Source organism: Pseudomonas palmensis, assembly GCF_017848315.1.
GTDB classification, from domain to species: Bacteria; Pseudomonadota; Gammaproteobacteria; order Pseudomonadales; family Pseudomonadaceae; genus Aquipseudomonas; species Aquipseudomonas palmensis.
Genome location: NZ_JAFKEC010000089.1, coordinates 1 through 15689, shown reverse-complemented (window position 1 = coordinate 15689; position 15689 = coordinate 1). Strand labels below are relative to the sequence as shown.

General features: G+C 65.5%; 15 protein-coding genes and 1 pseudogene. 10 read left to right on the top strand and 6 right to left on the bottom strand.

Features of this window, described 5'->3' with window-relative positions; all coding sequences use genetic code 11:
- From JZZ72_RS26560 to JZZ72_RS26550, 3 genes are all read left to right on the top strand, one after another.
- Positions 1-428 (top strand): OmpA family protein (locus JZZ72_RS26560; protein ID WP_210015420.1); only part of this gene is annotated, 428 nt, incomplete at its 5' end.
- A 111-nt stretch (positions 429-539) separates the two neighbouring features.
- Entirely contained in the window at positions 540-815 is a 276-nt protein-coding gene (locus JZZ72_RS26555; protein ID WP_043862627.1) for a DUF1145 domain-containing protein, read from the top strand.
- Complete coding sequence (locus JZZ72_RS26550) at positions 808-1566, top strand: collagen-like protein (protein ID WP_210015419.1); 759 nt, start codon at positions 808-810, stop codon at positions 1564-1566. Before JZZ72_RS26555 ends, JZZ72_RS26550 begins: the two co-directional genes overlap by 8 nt.
- Positions 1567-1653: 87 nt before the next feature.
- Here JZZ72_RS26550 and JZZ72_RS26545 read toward each other — a convergent pair whose 3' ends face one another.
- Positions 1654-2118 carry a CopD family protein gene (locus tag JZZ72_RS26545; RefSeq protein ID WP_210015418.1) on the bottom strand — a complete coding sequence of 155 codons (465 nt, stop codon included), beginning with the start codon at positions 2116-2118 and terminating at the stop codon, positions 1654-1656.
- Between the two features lie 97 nt (positions 2119-2215).
- Here JZZ72_RS26545 and dinG point away from each other — a divergent pair, with 97 nt between their 5' ends.
- The 5 genes and pseudogenes from dinG to pdxH all read left to right on the top strand — a co-directional run bounded on the left by dinG (position 2216) and on the right by pdxH (position 9531).
- Positions 2216-4360, top strand: a complete 2145-nt coding sequence (dinG, locus tag JZZ72_RS26540) for an ATP-dependent DNA helicase DinG (protein WP_043862624.1) — start codon at positions 2216-2218, stop codon at positions 4358-4360.
- An 81-nt stretch (positions 4361-4441) separates the two neighbouring features.
- A complete protein-coding gene (locus tag JZZ72_RS26535; RefSeq protein ID WP_054914731.1) occupies positions 4442-6628 on the top strand; it encodes a beta-galactosidase in 2187 nt (728 codons plus the stop codon).
- Positions 6629-6736: 108 nt separating this feature from the next.
- Positions 6737-7882 carry a serine hydrolase domain-containing protein gene (locus tag JZZ72_RS26530; RefSeq protein ID WP_054914730.1) on the top strand — a complete coding sequence of 382 codons (1146 nt, stop codon included), beginning with the start codon at positions 6737-6739 and terminating at the stop codon, positions 7880-7882.
- A gap of 98 nt (positions 7883-7980) precedes the next feature.
- Positions 7981-8859: pseudogene (locus JZZ72_RS26525) on the top strand (OmpA family protein); the annotation flags it as partial.
- A gap of 24 nt (positions 8860-8883) precedes the next feature.
- Entirely contained in the window at positions 8884-9531 is a 648-nt protein-coding gene (gene pdxH, locus JZZ72_RS26520; RefSeq protein ID WP_043862620.1) for a pyridoxamine 5'-phosphate oxidase, read from the top strand.
- On the opposite strand, the gene JZZ72_RS26515 is transcribed toward pdxH, so the two are convergent.
- Positions 9528-9764 carry a hypothetical protein gene (locus JZZ72_RS26515; RefSeq protein WP_043862619.1) on the bottom strand — a complete coding sequence of 79 codons (237 nt, stop codon included), beginning with the start codon at positions 9762-9764 and terminating at the stop codon, positions 9528-9530. The genes pdxH and JZZ72_RS26515 overlap by 4 nt on opposite strands.
- 147 nt (positions 9765-9911) lie before the next feature.
- Between JZZ72_RS26515 and JZZ72_RS26510 the strand changes: the two genes are divergently transcribed.
- Positions 9912-10376 carry an outer membrane lipoprotein gene (locus JZZ72_RS26510; RefSeq protein WP_043862618.1) on the top strand — a complete coding sequence of 155 codons (465 nt, stop codon included), beginning with the start codon at positions 9912-9914 and terminating at the stop codon, positions 10374-10376.
- A 91-nt stretch (positions 10377-10467) separates the two neighbouring features.
- On the opposite strand, the gene nhaA is transcribed toward JZZ72_RS26510, so the two are convergent.
- The 4 genes from nhaA to JZZ72_RS26490 all read right to left on the bottom strand — a co-directional run bounded on the left by nhaA (position 10468) and on the right by JZZ72_RS26490 (position 14888).
- Positions 10468-11649: a Na+/H+ antiporter NhaA gene (gene nhaA / locus JZZ72_RS26505; RefSeq protein ID WP_058540978.1), complete on the bottom strand. Its 1182-nt coding sequence runs from the start codon at positions 11647-11649 to the stop codon at positions 10468-10470.
- A 169-nt stretch (positions 11650-11818) separates the two neighbouring features.
- The gene (locus JZZ72_RS26500; RefSeq protein WP_043862616.1) at positions 11819-13438 is read right to left on the bottom strand and encodes an NAD(P)/FAD-dependent oxidoreductase; all 1620 of its coding nucleotides are present in this window, start codon (positions 13436-13438) and stop codon (positions 11819-11821) included.
- A 105-nt stretch (positions 13439-13543) separates the two neighbouring features.
- Complete coding sequence (locus JZZ72_RS26495; RefSeq protein WP_043862615.1) at positions 13544-14218, bottom strand: COG3650 family protein; 675 nt, start codon at positions 14216-14218, stop codon at positions 13544-13546.
- 70 nt (positions 14219-14288) lie between these two features.
- Positions 14289-14888 carry a short chain dehydrogenase gene (locus JZZ72_RS26490; protein WP_043862614.1) on the bottom strand — a complete coding sequence of 200 codons (600 nt, stop codon included), beginning with the start codon at positions 14886-14888 and terminating at the stop codon, positions 14289-14291.
- Positions 14889-14991: 103 nt separating this feature from the next.
- Between JZZ72_RS26490 and JZZ72_RS26485 the strand changes: the two genes are divergently transcribed.
- The coding region (locus JZZ72_RS26485; RefSeq protein ID WP_210015416.1) for a LysR family transcriptional regulator at positions 14992-15689 on the top strand (698 nt) is incomplete at its 3' end.

Sequence of the window (15689 nt, the reverse complement as noted above, 5' to 3'; positions counted from 1 at the left end):
CCCCGCCCAACACCCCGGTGAGCCACAACGGTTGCCCGTTGCCCCAATACCCGCCGAGCGAGAAGGCTCCGGCGCCTGAGCCCGAGGTGATCACCCTCAACGACCAGGGCAGCGTGATGTTCGCCTACGACTCGGCCGAACTCACCCCGGCCGCCCAGCAGCAGTTGCGTACCCTGACCGGCAAGCTCAATGACCCGAGCGTGGCCAGCATCAAGGTGATCGGACACACCGACAGCCGTGGCAGCGATGCCTACAACCAGGCGTTGTCCGAGCGGCGTGCCAGCAGCGTGGCCGAGTACCTGATCAGCCAGGGCCTGGCACCGCAGAAAATCACCAGCCAGGGGCGTGGCGAGCGCGAGCCGATTGCCGACAACGAAACCGATGCGGGCCGCGCGCAGAATCGCCGGGTCGAATTGCACCTCAATTGATCGACAGCGGGGCTGGCATCCGGAGGGTGCCAGCCGGTAATGTGGCGTGCAGTGCCTGTGTCGCGTAAGCGGGCCGCCAAACAAGAAAACGCAACAACAAGGGGCGCGGGTATGAAGGCGTTGTGGGGGCTGGGCAAGGCCCTGACGGTAGTGTTCTGGTGGGTGGTACTGGTGAATCTGCTGATGCCGGCAGACAAGCCGTTCCACCAGCTGATCAACCTCGCGGGGGCCATGCTGCTGGTGCTGCACGTGCTCGAGGTGCTGATGTTCAACGGACGGTTGCGTGAGCGCAGCCATCGCTGGTTCGACCGTTTGCAGATTCTGCTGGTCGGCATCTTTCATATCCAATCGATACCGGCCCCGCGCCAGGAGGCTGGTCATGCGTAAGGTCGTGTTGTTGGCAGCACTGTTCAGCCCGTTGGCCCTGGCCGATGCGATCAGCGTGGCGGCGCACTCGGTGCTGCGCCTGCCGAACAAGGCCAGCGTGGTGCACCTGCAGCGCCTGGAGGTGGCGGATTCGGCCACCCTGGTGCTGCCGGCGAGCCTGGTGGAATTGAAGGTGGATGAGCTGCACCTGGGCAACCAGGCGCGCATTGCCATCGTGCCGGCCGAGCATGCGCTGAGCATGGAAGTGGCCCAGGCGCAGTTGGGCCAGGGCAGTGAGATTACTGCCCACGGTGCGCCGGGTACCTATGAGCGGGTCGCCAGGCCCGGACGTGACCTGAGCTTGCGCATTCAGGCGCTGGAGGCTTCAGAACTGGCCATCGACGCCCGTGGCGGCGCGGGGGCACCGGGGTATGTGGGGCTCGATGGTGGTAACGGCAAGGCGGGTGGTTGCACCTGGGGCCAGGCCAGCCGTGGCGCCAATGGCGACAACGGTGGCGATGGCCATGACGGGGCGCCCGGAGGCCGGGTGCGCCTGGCACTGCCGGCCAGCTTCCCGGCCGAGCAGATCAAGGTCAGGCTCGACGGCGGTGCGCCGGGGCTGGCGGGTGCGCCGGGCAAACCGGGCGCAGGCGGGGCCAGCAAGGGGTGCCTGGTGTACCGCACCGATGCAGGGGCGACGGGAAGACCCGGGCAGCCCGGGCAACCGGGGGCGGCCGGGGCTGACGGGGAGCTGATTCTTCAGCGCCTCTGATCTTCAGGGCCGCTTCGCCGGCCAGGTCGGCTCCTACAGGCAAACGTGGCCTTTGCAGGAGCCCGCCTTGCTGGCGAAGCGATCACCTCACACCAGCAGCCGGCTCGACGCCACCAGCACCACCGCAATACCCAGCAGCAGGTTGATCCCCACCAGGCGCCGAATGCGCCCGAGCACTGCGGCCCCGGCGGGCCAGTCCTGCGCCTTCACTGCCTTGCGCAACTCTGGCAGCAGCAGCGCCTGGATTCTCAGAAACAGCGCAAACATCGCAATCCCTGCGCCAATCATCACCTGCACATAACGTGGCGCAGTCTCGAACCCCGAGAAGCGCATGTGCATCATGCCCACGCCGGTGATCGCCAGCACCGCGACCGCCACCCAGACCCACACGAAAAAACGTTGAAACACTTCTACCCACAGCGTCAGCCGTGAAGGGCCGTCAAGCGCGGCCACCATGGCCGGGCGCAGGATCAGCCAGGCGAAGAACATGCCGCCCACCCAGATCAGGGCGGCCAGCAAATGCATGCTGTAGGGGATGGCAAAGGCGGTCATCGGGAACTCCATTCGGCGCAAGGGGCAATAGCGGGGTATGATAGCGACCCATTCGAAACACTGAAAATTTATCCAGCCCTCCGGGCGCCCCGACACCATGATCAGCAACGAACTCAAATCCCAGATTCAGGGCGCCTATTCGCGTTTTCTCGAAGCCAAGAGCCTCAAGCCCCGCTACGGCCAGCGTCTGATGATCGCCGAAGTGGCCAAGGTGCTGGGCGACATCGCCGTGGACGACGAAGGCCGCCGCAGCGGCGAGCCCGCCGTGGTCGCGGTCGAGGCCGGCACCGGTACCGGCAAGACGGTGGCCTACAGCCTGGCCTCGATTCCCGCGGCCAAGGCTGCTGGCAAGCGCCTGGTGATCGCCACCGCCACCGTGGCCCTGCAGGAACAGATCGTGTTCAAGGACCTGCCGGACCTGATGCGCAACAGCGGCCTGAACTTCAGCTTCGCCCTGGCCAAGGGGCGTGGGCGCTACCTGTGCCTGTCCAAGCTCGACCTGCTGCTGCAGGAAGGCCACGCCCAGACCGCCACCGCGCAGCTGTTCGAGGAGGAGGGCTTTCGCATCGAGGTGGACGAGGCCAGTCAGAAGCTGTTCACCAGCATGATCGAGAAGCTGGCCGGCAACAAATGGGACGGCGACCGCGACAGCTGGCCACAGGCCCTGGAAGACCAGGACTGGTCGCGCCTGACCACCGACCACAGCCAGTGCACCGGCCGCCACTGCCCCAACTTCGGGCAGTGCACCTTCTACAAGGCCCGCGAGGGCATGGGCAAGGTCGATGTGATCGTCACCAACCACGACATGGTGCTGGCCGACCTGGCCCTGGGCGGTGGCGCCGTGCTGCCCGACCCGCGCGACACCATCTACGTGTTCGACGAAGGCCATCACCTGCCCGACAAGGCCATCGGCCATTTTGCCCATTACACCCGCCTGCGCTCGACCGCCGACTGGCTCGAGCAGACCGCCAAGAACCTGGCCAAGCTGCTGGCGCAGAACCCGCTGCCGGGCGACCTGGGCAAGTACATCGAGCAGGTGCCGGAACTGGCCCGCGAGATCAAGGCCCAGCAGCAGTTCATGTTCAGCGCCTGCGAGCAGGTGGCGGAGTTTCGCCCGGGCGAAGACATGGAAGGTCGCGAACGCCCGCGCTATCGCTTCGTCGGCGGCGTGGTGCCCGAGCACATGCGCGAGATGGGCATCGAACTGAAAAAGGGCTTTTCGCGCCTGACCGACCTGTTCACCCGACTCACCGACCTGCTCAAGGAAGGCATGGACGCCGAAGTCAGCATCGGCATCCCCAGCCACCAGGCCGAGGAGTGGTACCCGTTGTTCGGCAGCCTGCAGACCCGTGCCCAGGGCAACTGGGAGCTGTGGACCGCCTTTACCGCCGAAGACCCGGAAGACAGCCCGCCGATGGCGCGCTGGCTGACCCTGGCCGAAAGCGGTGCGCTGTTCGATATCGAGGTCAACGCCAGCCCGATCCTGGCGGCCGAGATGCTGCGCCGCAACCTGTGGAACGTCGCCCATGGCGCCCTGGTGACCTCGGCCACCCTGACCGCGCTGGGCAAGTTCGATCGCTTTCGCATGCGCGCCGGGCTGCCCAAGCTGGCCGTCACGGCGGTGGTGCCCAGCCCGTTCCACCACGTGGATGCGGGCGTGCTGCGCGTGCCGGACCTGCGCGCCGACCCGCGCGATGCTCCGGCGCATACCGCCGCGATCATCCGCGACCTGCCCGAGCTGGTGGAAGGCTCGCGTGGCTCGTTGGTGCTGTTCTCGTCGCGCAAGCAGATGCAGGACGTGTTCGACGGCCTGGACCGCGACTGGCGCAAGCAGGTGTTCATCCAGGGCAACCTGTCCAAGCAGGAAACCCTCAACAAGCACAAGGCGCGCGTCGACGGCGGGGACTCCAGCGTGCTGTTCGGTCTGGCCAGCTTTGCCGAAGGGGTCGACCTGCCGGGTGCGTATTGCGAGCACGTGGTCATTGCCAAGATTCCCTTCGCGGTGCCGGACGACCCGGTCGAGGCGGCCCTGGCCGAGTGGATCGAGGCCCGTGGCGGCAACCCGTTCATGGAGATCGCCGTGCCGGATGCCTCGCTGCGCCTGATCCAGGCCTGCGGGCGCCTGCTGCGTACCGAACAGGACCGCGGCACCATCACCCTGCTTGACCGGCGCGTGGTCACCCAGCGCTACGGCAAGGCTATCCTCAATGCGCTGCCGCCGTTTCGCCGGGAAATTTCCTGAGCGGCACAGCGCTTTGCAGTGCCCCGTTGTCTATTGCACAGATCAAGGCCCGCAAGGGCCATCAAGGAGAACTCCAGCCCTATGTTGCGCCGTACCCTGCCTGCCGTGATTGCACTGTTGTTCAGCTCGCCGCTGCTGGCCGGGCAACAGACGCTGTTCAACTTCGTTCGCCCGGCCGCGGTGGTCAATGTGGTGACCGAAGATGCCAGCCTGCCGCAGTACAACGCGGAGCAGACAGCCGAGGGCGAGGTACTGCGGCGCGTGGTGTTCAACCCCGTGGAGCGCCCGAGCCTGCGCCTTAGCCCGCAGACCGGGGTGTGGGACTGGACGGGCGCTACCGCGCTGACCTTGCGCATGCAGAGCGCCATGGACTGGGCGCTGAGCGTCGACGTGACGGTGCTCAGCAGCGACGGCAGTACCCTCACCAGCCGCATCGACCTGCCGGCCGGCCCGGCACAGACCGTGATGGTACCGCTGACCGCCAGCTCGCCGCTGACCCAGGGCATGCGTGTCGGCCCGCCGATGCCGTTCCGTCATCAGGGCCAGCGGGTGCTGCTGACCAGCAGCGAGGGCAAGGCCGACCTCAAGCAGGTGGTATCGGTCACGCTGTCGATGCCCAGGCCCAAGGTGGCGCAGAGCCTGCTGATCGAGCGCTTTGGCGTGCAGGACGACGACGTGCTGCAAAAGGCCGCCTATGCCGGCCTCATCGACGGTTATGGGCAGTCCACCCGTGGTCGCTGGCCCGAAAAGATCAGCAGTGACGACCAGCTCAAGGCGGCTGCCCAGCGCGAGCAGCAGCAGCTCAAGGGCTGGCTGGACGAGCGCAGCAAGCTCAAGCTGGACACGTTCGGCGGCCTGCTTGGCGCTGAGGCATTCGAGGCCAAGGGGTTCTTTCGCACCGAAAAGCGTGAGGGTCGCTGGTTTCTGGTCACGCCGCTGGGGCATCCGTTCTACTCGCTGGGGGTCAATGCGGTGGCGGCCGATGGCGGTCGCACCTACGTGGAAGGGCGCGAGTCGATGTTCACCGCCTTGCCCGAGGCGCAGACCCCGCTGGCGCAGTACTACGGCCAGGGCGACAACCTGGACGGCAACGGTTCTTCCCAGGGGCGCGGTTTCGGCAAGGGGCGCTGGTTCGACTTCTACGCCGCCAACCTGGGCCGTGGCCACGCCACGCCGACGTTCGACCAGGCGCGCTGGCAGGGCCAGAGCCTGGATCGCCTGCAGGCCTGGGGTTTCAACACCCTGGGCAACTGGAGCGACAACGGCCTGCAGAGCGAACGCCTGGCCTACACCCTGCCGTTGTCCATCGGCGGCGACTACACCAGCATCAGCACGGGGGTGGACTGGTGGGGTGCGATGCCCGACCCGTTCGACCCGCGCTTTGCCATGGCCACCGAACGTGCTGTGGCGATTGCCGCGCGCGACCATCGCGACGATCCGTGGCTGATTGGCTATTTCGCCGACAACGAGCTGGCCTGGGCGGTGCCGGGTAATGAACCGAAGCAGCGTTATGCGCTGGCCTACGGCACCTTGCGCCTGACCACCGACTCGCCGGCCAAGCGTGCCTTTCTCAAGCAGCTGCGCGACAAGTACCGCAACCAGGAAGGCCTGTCCAAGGCGTGGGGCATCGAACTGACGGCGTGGGAACTGATGGAGGACCCGGGTTTCGAGCCGCCGCTGCCCGACCCCGCGCACCCGGAAATCGAGGCCGACTTCAAGTATTTCCAGCGGGTGTTTGCCGAGACCTACTTCAAGACCATCTCCGACTCGCTGAAATGGCATGCGCCCAATCACCTGCTGCTGGGTGGGCGGTTTGCGGTCAGTACGCCTGAAGCGGTGGCGGCGTGTGCCAAGTACTGTGATGTGGTGAGCTTCAATGTGTATGCACCCACGCCGCAGGATGGCTACGACTTTGCCCAGCTCAATGCGCTGGACAAGCCGGTGCTGGTGTCGGAGTTCCAGTTTGGCTCGCGTGATCGTGGGCCGTTCGGACCGGGGCCGATGGAAGTGGCGCGTGAGGAGGACCGTGGGCCGGCCTATGCGAACTTCGTCAAGGCGGCCTTGAAGGAGCCTTCGATTGTGGGGGTGCACTGGTTCCAGTACCTGGATCAGCCGGCCAGCGGGCGTTTGCTCGATGGTGAGAATGGGCATTTCGGCTTGGTGGGGATTACCGACGTGCCGTTTCAGGGGTTTGTGGAGAGTGTGCGCAAGAGCAACCTTGGGGTGGTGGAGCAACTGAACAAGCCGCTGGTGATGCCGGCACGGTAGGCGCCTGAGAGCGCAAGGGGACCGCCTGGCTTTGCGGTGTTCCCAAAAACCTCCAGTGCTGGAACAATGCCAGCCATTTTGTGGCGCAGTACGGCGGGGTAATTACGGGTGCAGATTCAAGGTCATTACGAACTCCAGTTCGAGGCGGTACGCGAAGCCTTCGCAGCACTTTTCGATGATCCCCAGGAACGCGGCGCCGCACTGTGCATCCAGGTCGGTGGCGAAACGGTCCTCGACCTGTGGGCCGGCACCGCCGACAAGGACGGCCAGCAAGCCTGGCACAGCGATACCATCGCCAACTTGTTCTCCTGCACAAAAACCTTCACCGCCGTCACCGCCCTGCAACTGGTGGCCGAAGGCAAGCTGGCGCTGGATGCACCGGTCGCTCGCTACTGGCCAGAATTTGCCCAGGCCGGCAAGAGCTCGGTAACCCTGCGCCAACTGCTGTGCCACCAGGCCGGCCTGCCGGCGATCCGCCAGTTGCTGCCCGCCGAAGCCCTGTACGACTGGCAGACCATGGTCGACACCCTGGCCGCCGAAGCCCCCTGGTGGACCCCCGGCACCGCCCACGGCTACGCCGCGATCACCTACGGCTGGCTGCTGGGCGAGCTGATTCGCCGCGCCGACGGCCGCGGCCCGGGCGAGTCGATCGTGGCGCGCACCGCCAGGCCCCTGGGGCTGGATTTCCATGTGGGACTGGACGATGAAGAGTTCTACCGTGTCGCGCACATCGCCCGGGGCAAAGGCAACCCGGGTGACGAGGCAGCCAAGCGGCTGCTGCAGGTGACGATGCGTGAGCCCGAGGCGTTGTCCACCCGCGCCTTCACCAACCCGCCAGCCATCCTGACCAGTACCAACAAGCCTGAGTGGCGACGCATGCAGCAACCGGCGGCCAACGGCCACGGCAACGCACGCAGCCTGGCCGGGTTCTATGCCGGGCTGCTGGACGGCAGCCTGCTGGAATCGGAACTGCTCGACGAACTGACCCGCGAACACAGCCTGGGCCAGGACATGACCCTGCTGACCCAGACCCGCTTCGGCCTGGGCTGCATGCTTGATCAGCCACAGGTGCCCAACGCCACGTTCGGGCTGGGCGCCAAGGCTTTCGGACACCCGGGGGCCGGCGGCTCGGTCGGTTTTGCCGATCCGGAACACGACGTGGCCTTTGGCTTTGTCACCAATACCCTGGGCCCGTATGTCCTGATGGACCCACGGGCACAGAAACTGGTTCGGGTGCTGGCCGGCTGCCTTTGATCGGGTAAGTCCCTGCAACCGGAACCCATTGTCTATTCTGGATTCCAACAGCCTGCGCTGTCGGGTCAAATTTCTTTCATTTTCATGGTGTATCGCTGATGTCTTCACATAAAACCTTAGCTCTCGCCCTGTGCCTGGCCGTGACCGGTTGCGCACAGCACCCTCAGAACGGCTCGGCCGATGGCGGCCATGGCTGGTGGCCCTTCGGCTCCGACAAGGTGGCCGAAAAGGACGTGAAGGATGTGGTCACCGAGAAGGTTGCCCAGGCTGATGCCAAGTCTGAAAGCAGCAGCCGCTGGTGGTGGCCGTTCGGAAACAGCGACAAGGCCCAGAGCCAGGCCCAGGCGGTACCCAAGATCGACGTCAAGGCCACCCAGGCCTGGCTCAACGACTACGAGCCCAAGCTGCGCGAAGCGATCAAGGACAGCAAGTTCGAGCTCGAGCGCCGCGAAGACGTGCTGGTGGTGACCGTGCCGGTCGACTCTTCGTACAACCCTGACCGCCCCGCCATGCTGTTGCCGGCCACCCTCGGCCCGATCACGCGCGTGGCCAAGGTGATCGAGACCGACTCCAAGACCGCCGTGCTGGTACTCGGCCATGCCGACAGCAGCGGCGCAGCTGCTGCCAACCAGAAGCTGAGCCAGGAGCGCGCCCAGTCGGTATCGGCGATTTTCCGCCTCAGCGGCCTGCAGCGTGATCGCCTGATGCTGCGTGGCATGGGGTCGGTGGCGCCGCGCGCCGCCAACGACAGTGTGCAGGGCCGCGCCTTGAACCGCCGCGTCGAGCTGCTGTTGACGCCACAGAACACCATGCTGGCGCTGGTGGCCAAGTACCAGCAGCCGACCCCTAGCCCGGCCGAACTGGTTGCCGTGCAGGACGTCAAGGCACCGGCCAAGGCCGCTGCCAAGCCCGCCACCAAGAAAGCCGCCCCGGCCGCGAAGAAAGTCGTTGCCAGCAGCACCAGCCCTGCGAAGACCAACTGATCGTCAAGGAAACGCAGCATGACCCAGACCCTGGCCGATATGCGCCGCGACTACACTCGCGACGGCCTGACCGAAACCCAGGCGCCGGCAGAGCCGTTCGCGTTGTTTCACCAATGGTTCGAGGATGCCGTCAAGACCGAGCAGCCGCCCGTCGAAGCCAACGCCATGACGTTGGCAACGGTGGACGGCGAGGGGCGTCCGCATTGCCGTATCCTGCTGCTCAAGGGGCTGGATGAGCAGGGCTTCACCTTCTTCACCAACTACGAAAGTGCCAAGGGCCATCACCTGCGCGCCAACCCGTTCGCCGCCATGACCTTCTTCTGGCCCACCCTGGAACGCCAGGTGCGCATCGAAGGCAAGGTGGTGAAGGTCACGGCGCAGGAATCCGATGCGTATTACCAGGTACGCCCGCTGGGTAGCCGCCTGGGCGCCTGGGCATCGCCGCAGAGCCGGGTGATCGCCAACCGTGAAGAGCTGCAGGATCTGGTCAAGGCCACCGAGCAGCGCTTCAGCGATACCCAGCCGCACTGCCCCGAGCACTGGGGTGGCTACCGCCTGCTGCCGGAACGCATCGAGTTCTGGCAGGGCCGCCCGAGCCGCCTGCATGATCGTCTCAACTACCGGCTCAAACAGGGCCTGTGGCTGCGCGAGCGCCTGGCCCCTTAACCGGCGCGGTATTCGGCGGCCGCGCGTTCCAGCCAGGCCGCCAATTCCTTGCGTTTGACCTTTTGCGCCCTGGCGCTGTCCAGACGTTGTAGCATGAATACGCGTTTGTGCTCGTCGTCCCCGGCCAGCGACAGGGCCAGGTCGCGGTCCATCCAGCGCTTGATGCGTACATACAGCCACCCGTGAAAATACAGACCCGCCAGGGTGGTTACGGCGATGATGAAGTAATCCATGTCTATCCTTGCCTGTTGAGTGTTGGGGTCATGGCGGGGATCAAGTGCCTGTACCGACGCTGAATGGAAGCAATTTTATACACCGTGTGTCGTGACAGTGGTCAACGCGCGGAGTCTAATGACTACCTGTCTTCTGGAGATGATCCTATGCGTAAATCAGTTTTGTTGGTGGCGTCGTTCACCACGATGTCGCTGCTGCTTGGCGGCTGTACCTCCAACCTGACCGGCGATTCCTATTCCCGCGATGAAGCCCGTCGCGTGCAGCAAGTGCGCATGGGTACCATCGAGTCGCTGCGTCCGGTCAAGATCGAAGGCACCAAGACCCCGATCGGCGGCGGCGCCGGTGCCATCGTGGGTGGCGTGGCCGGCAGCGCGGTAGGCGGCGGTCGTGGCAGTATCGTCGCGGCAGTCATCGGTGCGGTAGCCGGCGGCCTGGCAGGTTCTGCAGCCGAGGAAGGCCTGACCCGCACCCAGGGTGTGGAAATCACCGTGCGTGAAGACGATGGCAGCATGCGCGCCTATGTCCAGCAGGTTCAGCAGAACGAAATCTTCCGGGTGGGCGAGCGCGTTCGCATCATGACCGTGGATGGCACCAGCCGGGTTTCTCACTGAACCTTGTCCTGCAGCCCTCTGGCTATGAGGGCGTGCAAACAAAACCCCGACTCGGCACCGCCGGTCGGGGTTTTTCATTGCCGGTTCGGCATCAACCGCCGACGGCCTTGCGGCTGGCCATGGCGGTTACCGCGTAGCCGATCACCGCTGCCAGGATGGAACCGGTGAGAATGCCCATGCGGTCCATGCCGGCGTACTCGCTGCTGCCCGGCACGAAGGCCAGCGAGCCGACGAACAGGCTCATGGTGAAGCCGATGCCGCACAGGATCGCCACCCCCAGCACCTGGCCCCAGTTGGCGCCACTGGGCAGGGCGGCCAGGCCCAGCTTGATCGCCAGCCAGGTCAGGCCGAACACCCCGACGGTCTTGCCCAGCAGCAGGCCGACCGCGATGCCCATCGGCACATGGTGGGTAAAGCTCTCGGCGGTGACGCCGGCCAGCGACACGCCGGCATTGGCGAAGGCGAACAGAGGCAGGATACCGAACGCCACCCAGGGGTGAAGGGCGTGCTCCAGCGCCAGCAGGGGCGACGGCTCGGCGTTGCGAGTGCGCAGCGGGATGGTCAGCGCCAGGGTGACACCGGCCAGCGTGGCATGCACGCCGCTCTTGAGTACGCACACCCACAGGATCAACCCGATCACCATGTACGGCCCCAGCTTGACCACCCCCATCCGGTTCATCGCCACCAGCGCTACCAGGCAGGCGGCGGCCAGCATCAGCGACAGGCTGGACAGGGCGCCGGAGTAGAACAGGGCGATGACGATGATCGCGCCCAGGTCGTCGATGATCGCCAGGGTCATCAGGAACAGCTTGAGCGACACCGGTACACGCTTGCCGAGCAGGGCCAGCACGCCGAGGGCGAAGGCGATATCGGTGGCGGTGGGGATCGCCCAGCCGGCCACGGCGGCGGGGTTGTCCTTGTTGAGGAAGTAGTAGATCAGTGCCGGCACCACCATGCCGCCGATGGCGGCTGCGCCGGGCAGCACGATCTGCGAGGGCCTGGACAGGTGGCCGTCGATGATCTCGCGCTTGACCTCCAGGCCGATGAGCAGAAAGAACAGTGCCATCAGGCCGTCGTTGATCCACAGCAGCAGGGGCTTGGCGATTTGCAGCGCGCCCACCTGGGCCACCACGGGCACGTCGAGCAGGCCGTTGTAGAGGTAGGAGAGGGGGGAGTTGTTGATGATCAGCGCAAGGGCAGCCGCGGCAATCAGCAGCAGGCCGCTGGCTGATTCGAGCTGGAAGAAACGCGTGAATGTGCTGCGTAGAGGCAAGGGTGCTCCTCCATCCTGAAATTCGAAGAGGAACACCCTACCCTGTGGGGATATGCTTTAGAACAAAAACTATATTCTTTTTTGTTATATGCTATTGCGGCTTTTCCGCCAGCAAGGCCAACCCCAGCAGGGGCCGATCTTGCCGTCGAAACGGCGCGCAAGCCCTACCTCACGCTTCCAGGTCCAGCCCCAGCATGCTGCGCGCCACTGCCTCGGCCACGCGAATTCCGTCCACGCCCGCCGACAGAATCCCGCCTGCATACCCAGCCCCCTCACCAGCGGGGAACAACCCCTTCAGGTTCAGGCTCTGCAGGCTGGCATCACGGGTGATGCGCAGCGGCGAGGAGGTACGCGTCTCGATGCCGGTCAACACCGCATCGGGCAGGTTGTAACCCTTGATCTGGCGGTCGAACGCCGGCAGTGCCTCACGGATCGCCTCGATGGCGAAGGCCGGCAGGCTCAGCGCCAGGTCGCCCAGGCTCACGCCCGGCTTGTACGAGGGTTCCACGCTGCCCAGGGCGGTGGATGGCTTGCCGGCGACAAAGTCGCCCACCAGTTGCGCCGGTGCCTGGTAGTTGCTGCCACCGAGCTCATAGGCCAGGCTCTCCAGACGTTCCTGCAGTTCGATGCCGGCCAGCGGGCCGCCCGGGTAGTCCTGCTCGGGGGTGATGCCGACCACGATGCCAGAGTTGGCATTGCGCTCGTTGCGCGAGTACTGGCTCATGCCGTTGGTCACCACGCGGCCCGGTTCGCTGGTGGCAGCTACCACCGTGCCGCCCGGGCACATGCAGAAGCTGTACACCGAACGTCCGTTCTTGGCGTGGTACACCAGCTTGTAGTCGGCCGCGCCGAGTTTCGGGTGTCCGGCATACTTGCCCAGGCGGGCCTTGTCGATCAGGGTCTGCGGGTGCTCGATGCGAAAGCCGATGGAGAACGGCTTGGCTTCCATGAACACGCCCCGCGCATGCAGCATGCGGAAGGTGTCGCGGGCGCTGTGCCCCAGGGCCAGGATCACGTGGCGCGAATGCAGCTGTTCGCCACTTTCGAGTACCACGCCGGTCAGTTGCTCGCCCTCGCTGATCAGGTCGGTGACCTTCTGCTCGAAACGCACCTCGCCGCCCATGGCTTCGATCTGCTGGCGCATGTTCTCGACCATGCCGGTCAGGCGGAAGGTACCGATGTGCGGCTTGTTGACGTACAGGATCTCGTCCGGCGCACCGGCCTTGACGAACTCGTGCAGCACCTTGCGGCCGTGATGCTTCGGGTCCTTGATCTGGCTGTACAGCTTGCCGTCGGAGAAGGTGCCGGCACCGCCTTCGCCAAACTGCACGTTGGACTCGGGGTTGAGTACGCTCTTGCGCCACAGGCCCCAGGTGTCCTTGGTGCGTTGGCGCACCTCCTTGCCGCGTTCGAGGATGATCGGCTTGAAGCCCATCTGTGCCAGCAGCAGGCCGGCGAAGATCCCGCACGGGCCGAAGCCGACCACGATCGGGCGTTCGGCAAGCTCGGCCGGTGCCTGGCCGACCGGCTTGTAGCTGACGTCCGGGGCCGGGGTGATGTTGTGATCGTCGGCGAACTTCTGCAGCAGCTCAGCTTCGTTGCTGGCTGTCAGGTCGATGGTGTAGATGAACAGCAGTTCGGTGTTCTTCTTGCGCGCATCGTAGCTGCGCTTGAACAGCGTGAAGTCCAGCAGCTGGTCGTCGCTGATCCCCAGGCGCTGCACGATGGCTTCGCGCAGGGCTTCGTCCGGGTGATCCAGCGGCAACTTCAGTTCAGTGATTCGTAGCATGACAGGGTCCAGTATCCCGGCCATCAAAGGGCCGGCGGCTTTGCACAAACCGCCAAGTATAAGCTGTTCGCAGGCGCTTAAGGCAGCTTAAACGCGTGCGGCCGGTCAGTCGTTGCGCGAGCCGCCGTAGTAGCCGCAGCCACGCAGGGTCTGGCCATCGATGCGCAGTTCGGCGCTCAGGTGGCTGACCGCGCCGGTGGCGATGTCCACGCAGCGCTGCGGGGCGACCCACAGGTCGATGCGCTGGCCATTGGCTTCGGTGCTCAGTGACAGGCGCCCGTCGGGCATCTGTTCTTCCAGGTACGGCACCGCCAACGAGGGCTGGCCAGGGCGGTCGAGCACCATGCCCTGGCCGCTGGCCTTGATGTTCCAGTCCGGCTCATGGCCGCTGGCGCGCAGGATCAGGCGCTTGAAGTTCGGGTCGCTGCAGGCGCTGGAGGAGTGCTCGACGCGGTACAGCTGTTGCACGTCGAGCTGGCCATCGTTGCCGGCCTGCTGGCTGCCGGCTAGCTTGCCGCGCACGTCGGCGAACAGGGTGCCGGGGGTTGCCGCCAGTGCCGAAGCTTCCTGCAGCAGGCCGGTGTTGCCGGTGTCGCGGACCACGAAGCGGCGGCTCTCCTCGCACGGCTTGAACAGCAACTGGCCGCCAGCGGCGGACAGCTCGCCCTGCAGGCGAGTCATGCCGACGGTGGACACCGTCTCGGGTTTGTCTGCCAGCATCTGGCAACCGGCGAACAGGGGCAGCAGGGCGGCTAACAGCAGCGAAGGGGCGGCACGCATCGGGGGGCTCCAGCATCGGGTCCAGAAAAGTGCCGTCACGTTACGCAGCCTGGGGCGCAATCACAAGGCCCTAGCCCACGTGATAGGTCTGCCCGGTCTGCAGCCCCTCCACGCTCTTGGCGTAGGCCAGCGCCACGTCGGCCGCCGGTACCGGCTTGAAGCCGCGAAAGTAGGGGGCATAGTCGGGCATGGCCTCGAGCAGCACGGTCGGACTGATGGCGTTGACCCGCAGCCCGCGTGGCAGCTCGATGGCGGCGGCGCGCACGAAGGCGTCGATGGCACCGTTGACCAGGCTGGCCGAGGTGCCGGTACGGATCGGGTCGTGGCTGGTGACGCCGGTGGTGAAGGTGAACGAGCCGCCGTCATTGATGAACTCGCGACCGATCAGCAGCAGGTTGACCTGGCCCATCAGCTTGTCGTTCAGGCCCAGGGCAAACCCCTGTTCGTCCAGTTCGTCCAGGGGCGCGAACACCACGTTGCCGGCGGCGCACACCAGGGCATCGAAGCGCCCGGTCTGCTCGAACAGGCGGCGAATCGAGGCACTGTCGCTGATATCGGCCTGCAGGTCGCCGCTGTTGCGACCGACCCGGATCACCTCGTGGCGCTGTTCCAGTTCACGGGCCACGGCCGAACCGATGGTACCGCCGGCGCCGATCAGAATGATTTTCATGGGGCTGTTTCTCGCGTGTGGGGTGAGGTTTCAGTCTAGGGTGGATTTTTGCGTGAATAAGCCTGCTAATAGGCAACCTTTGGTTTTCATGCGGAAACAATCCATGAGCGAGCTGGACGATCTGGCGGCCTTTGCGGTGTTGATGGATGCGGGCAGTTTTACCCTGGCCGCGGAGCAGCTGGGCTGGAGCAAGGGGCAGTTGTCCAAGCGCATCAGCCAGCTGGAGAGCAGCCATTCGGTCAAGCTGCTGCACCGCACCACGCGGCGCCTGAGCCTGACCGCCGCGGGCGCAGCGCTGCTGCCCCAGGCCCAGGCGCTGGTGCGCCAGGTGACCCAGGCGCGTCAGGCGCTGTCGCGGCTCAAGGATGACCTGTCGGGCCCGGTGCGGGTGACGGTGCCGGTGTCGCTGGGTGAAACCTTCTTCGAAGGCCTGCTGCTGGAGCTGGGCAACCAGTACCCGCAGTTGCAGATCGAACTGGAACTGGACAATGCCTACCGCGACCTTCTGCGCGACGGCTTCGACCTGGCCATCCGACAGATCCCGGGCAATGACGAGCGCCTGGTGGCGCGGCCGCTGCTGGCCATGCAGGAGCTGACCTGCGCCAGCCCGGCGTACCTGGAGCGCCACGGCACGCCGACCACGCCGCAGGCGCTGGCCGAGCATCGCTGCCTGCTCAACAGTCATTACAGCGGACGCGAGGAATGGCTGTACCACCAGCAGCATGAATTGCTGCGGGTGCAGGTGGCGGGGAATTTTGCCAGCAATCACTACAGCCTGTTGAAGAAGGCGGTGCTGGTGGG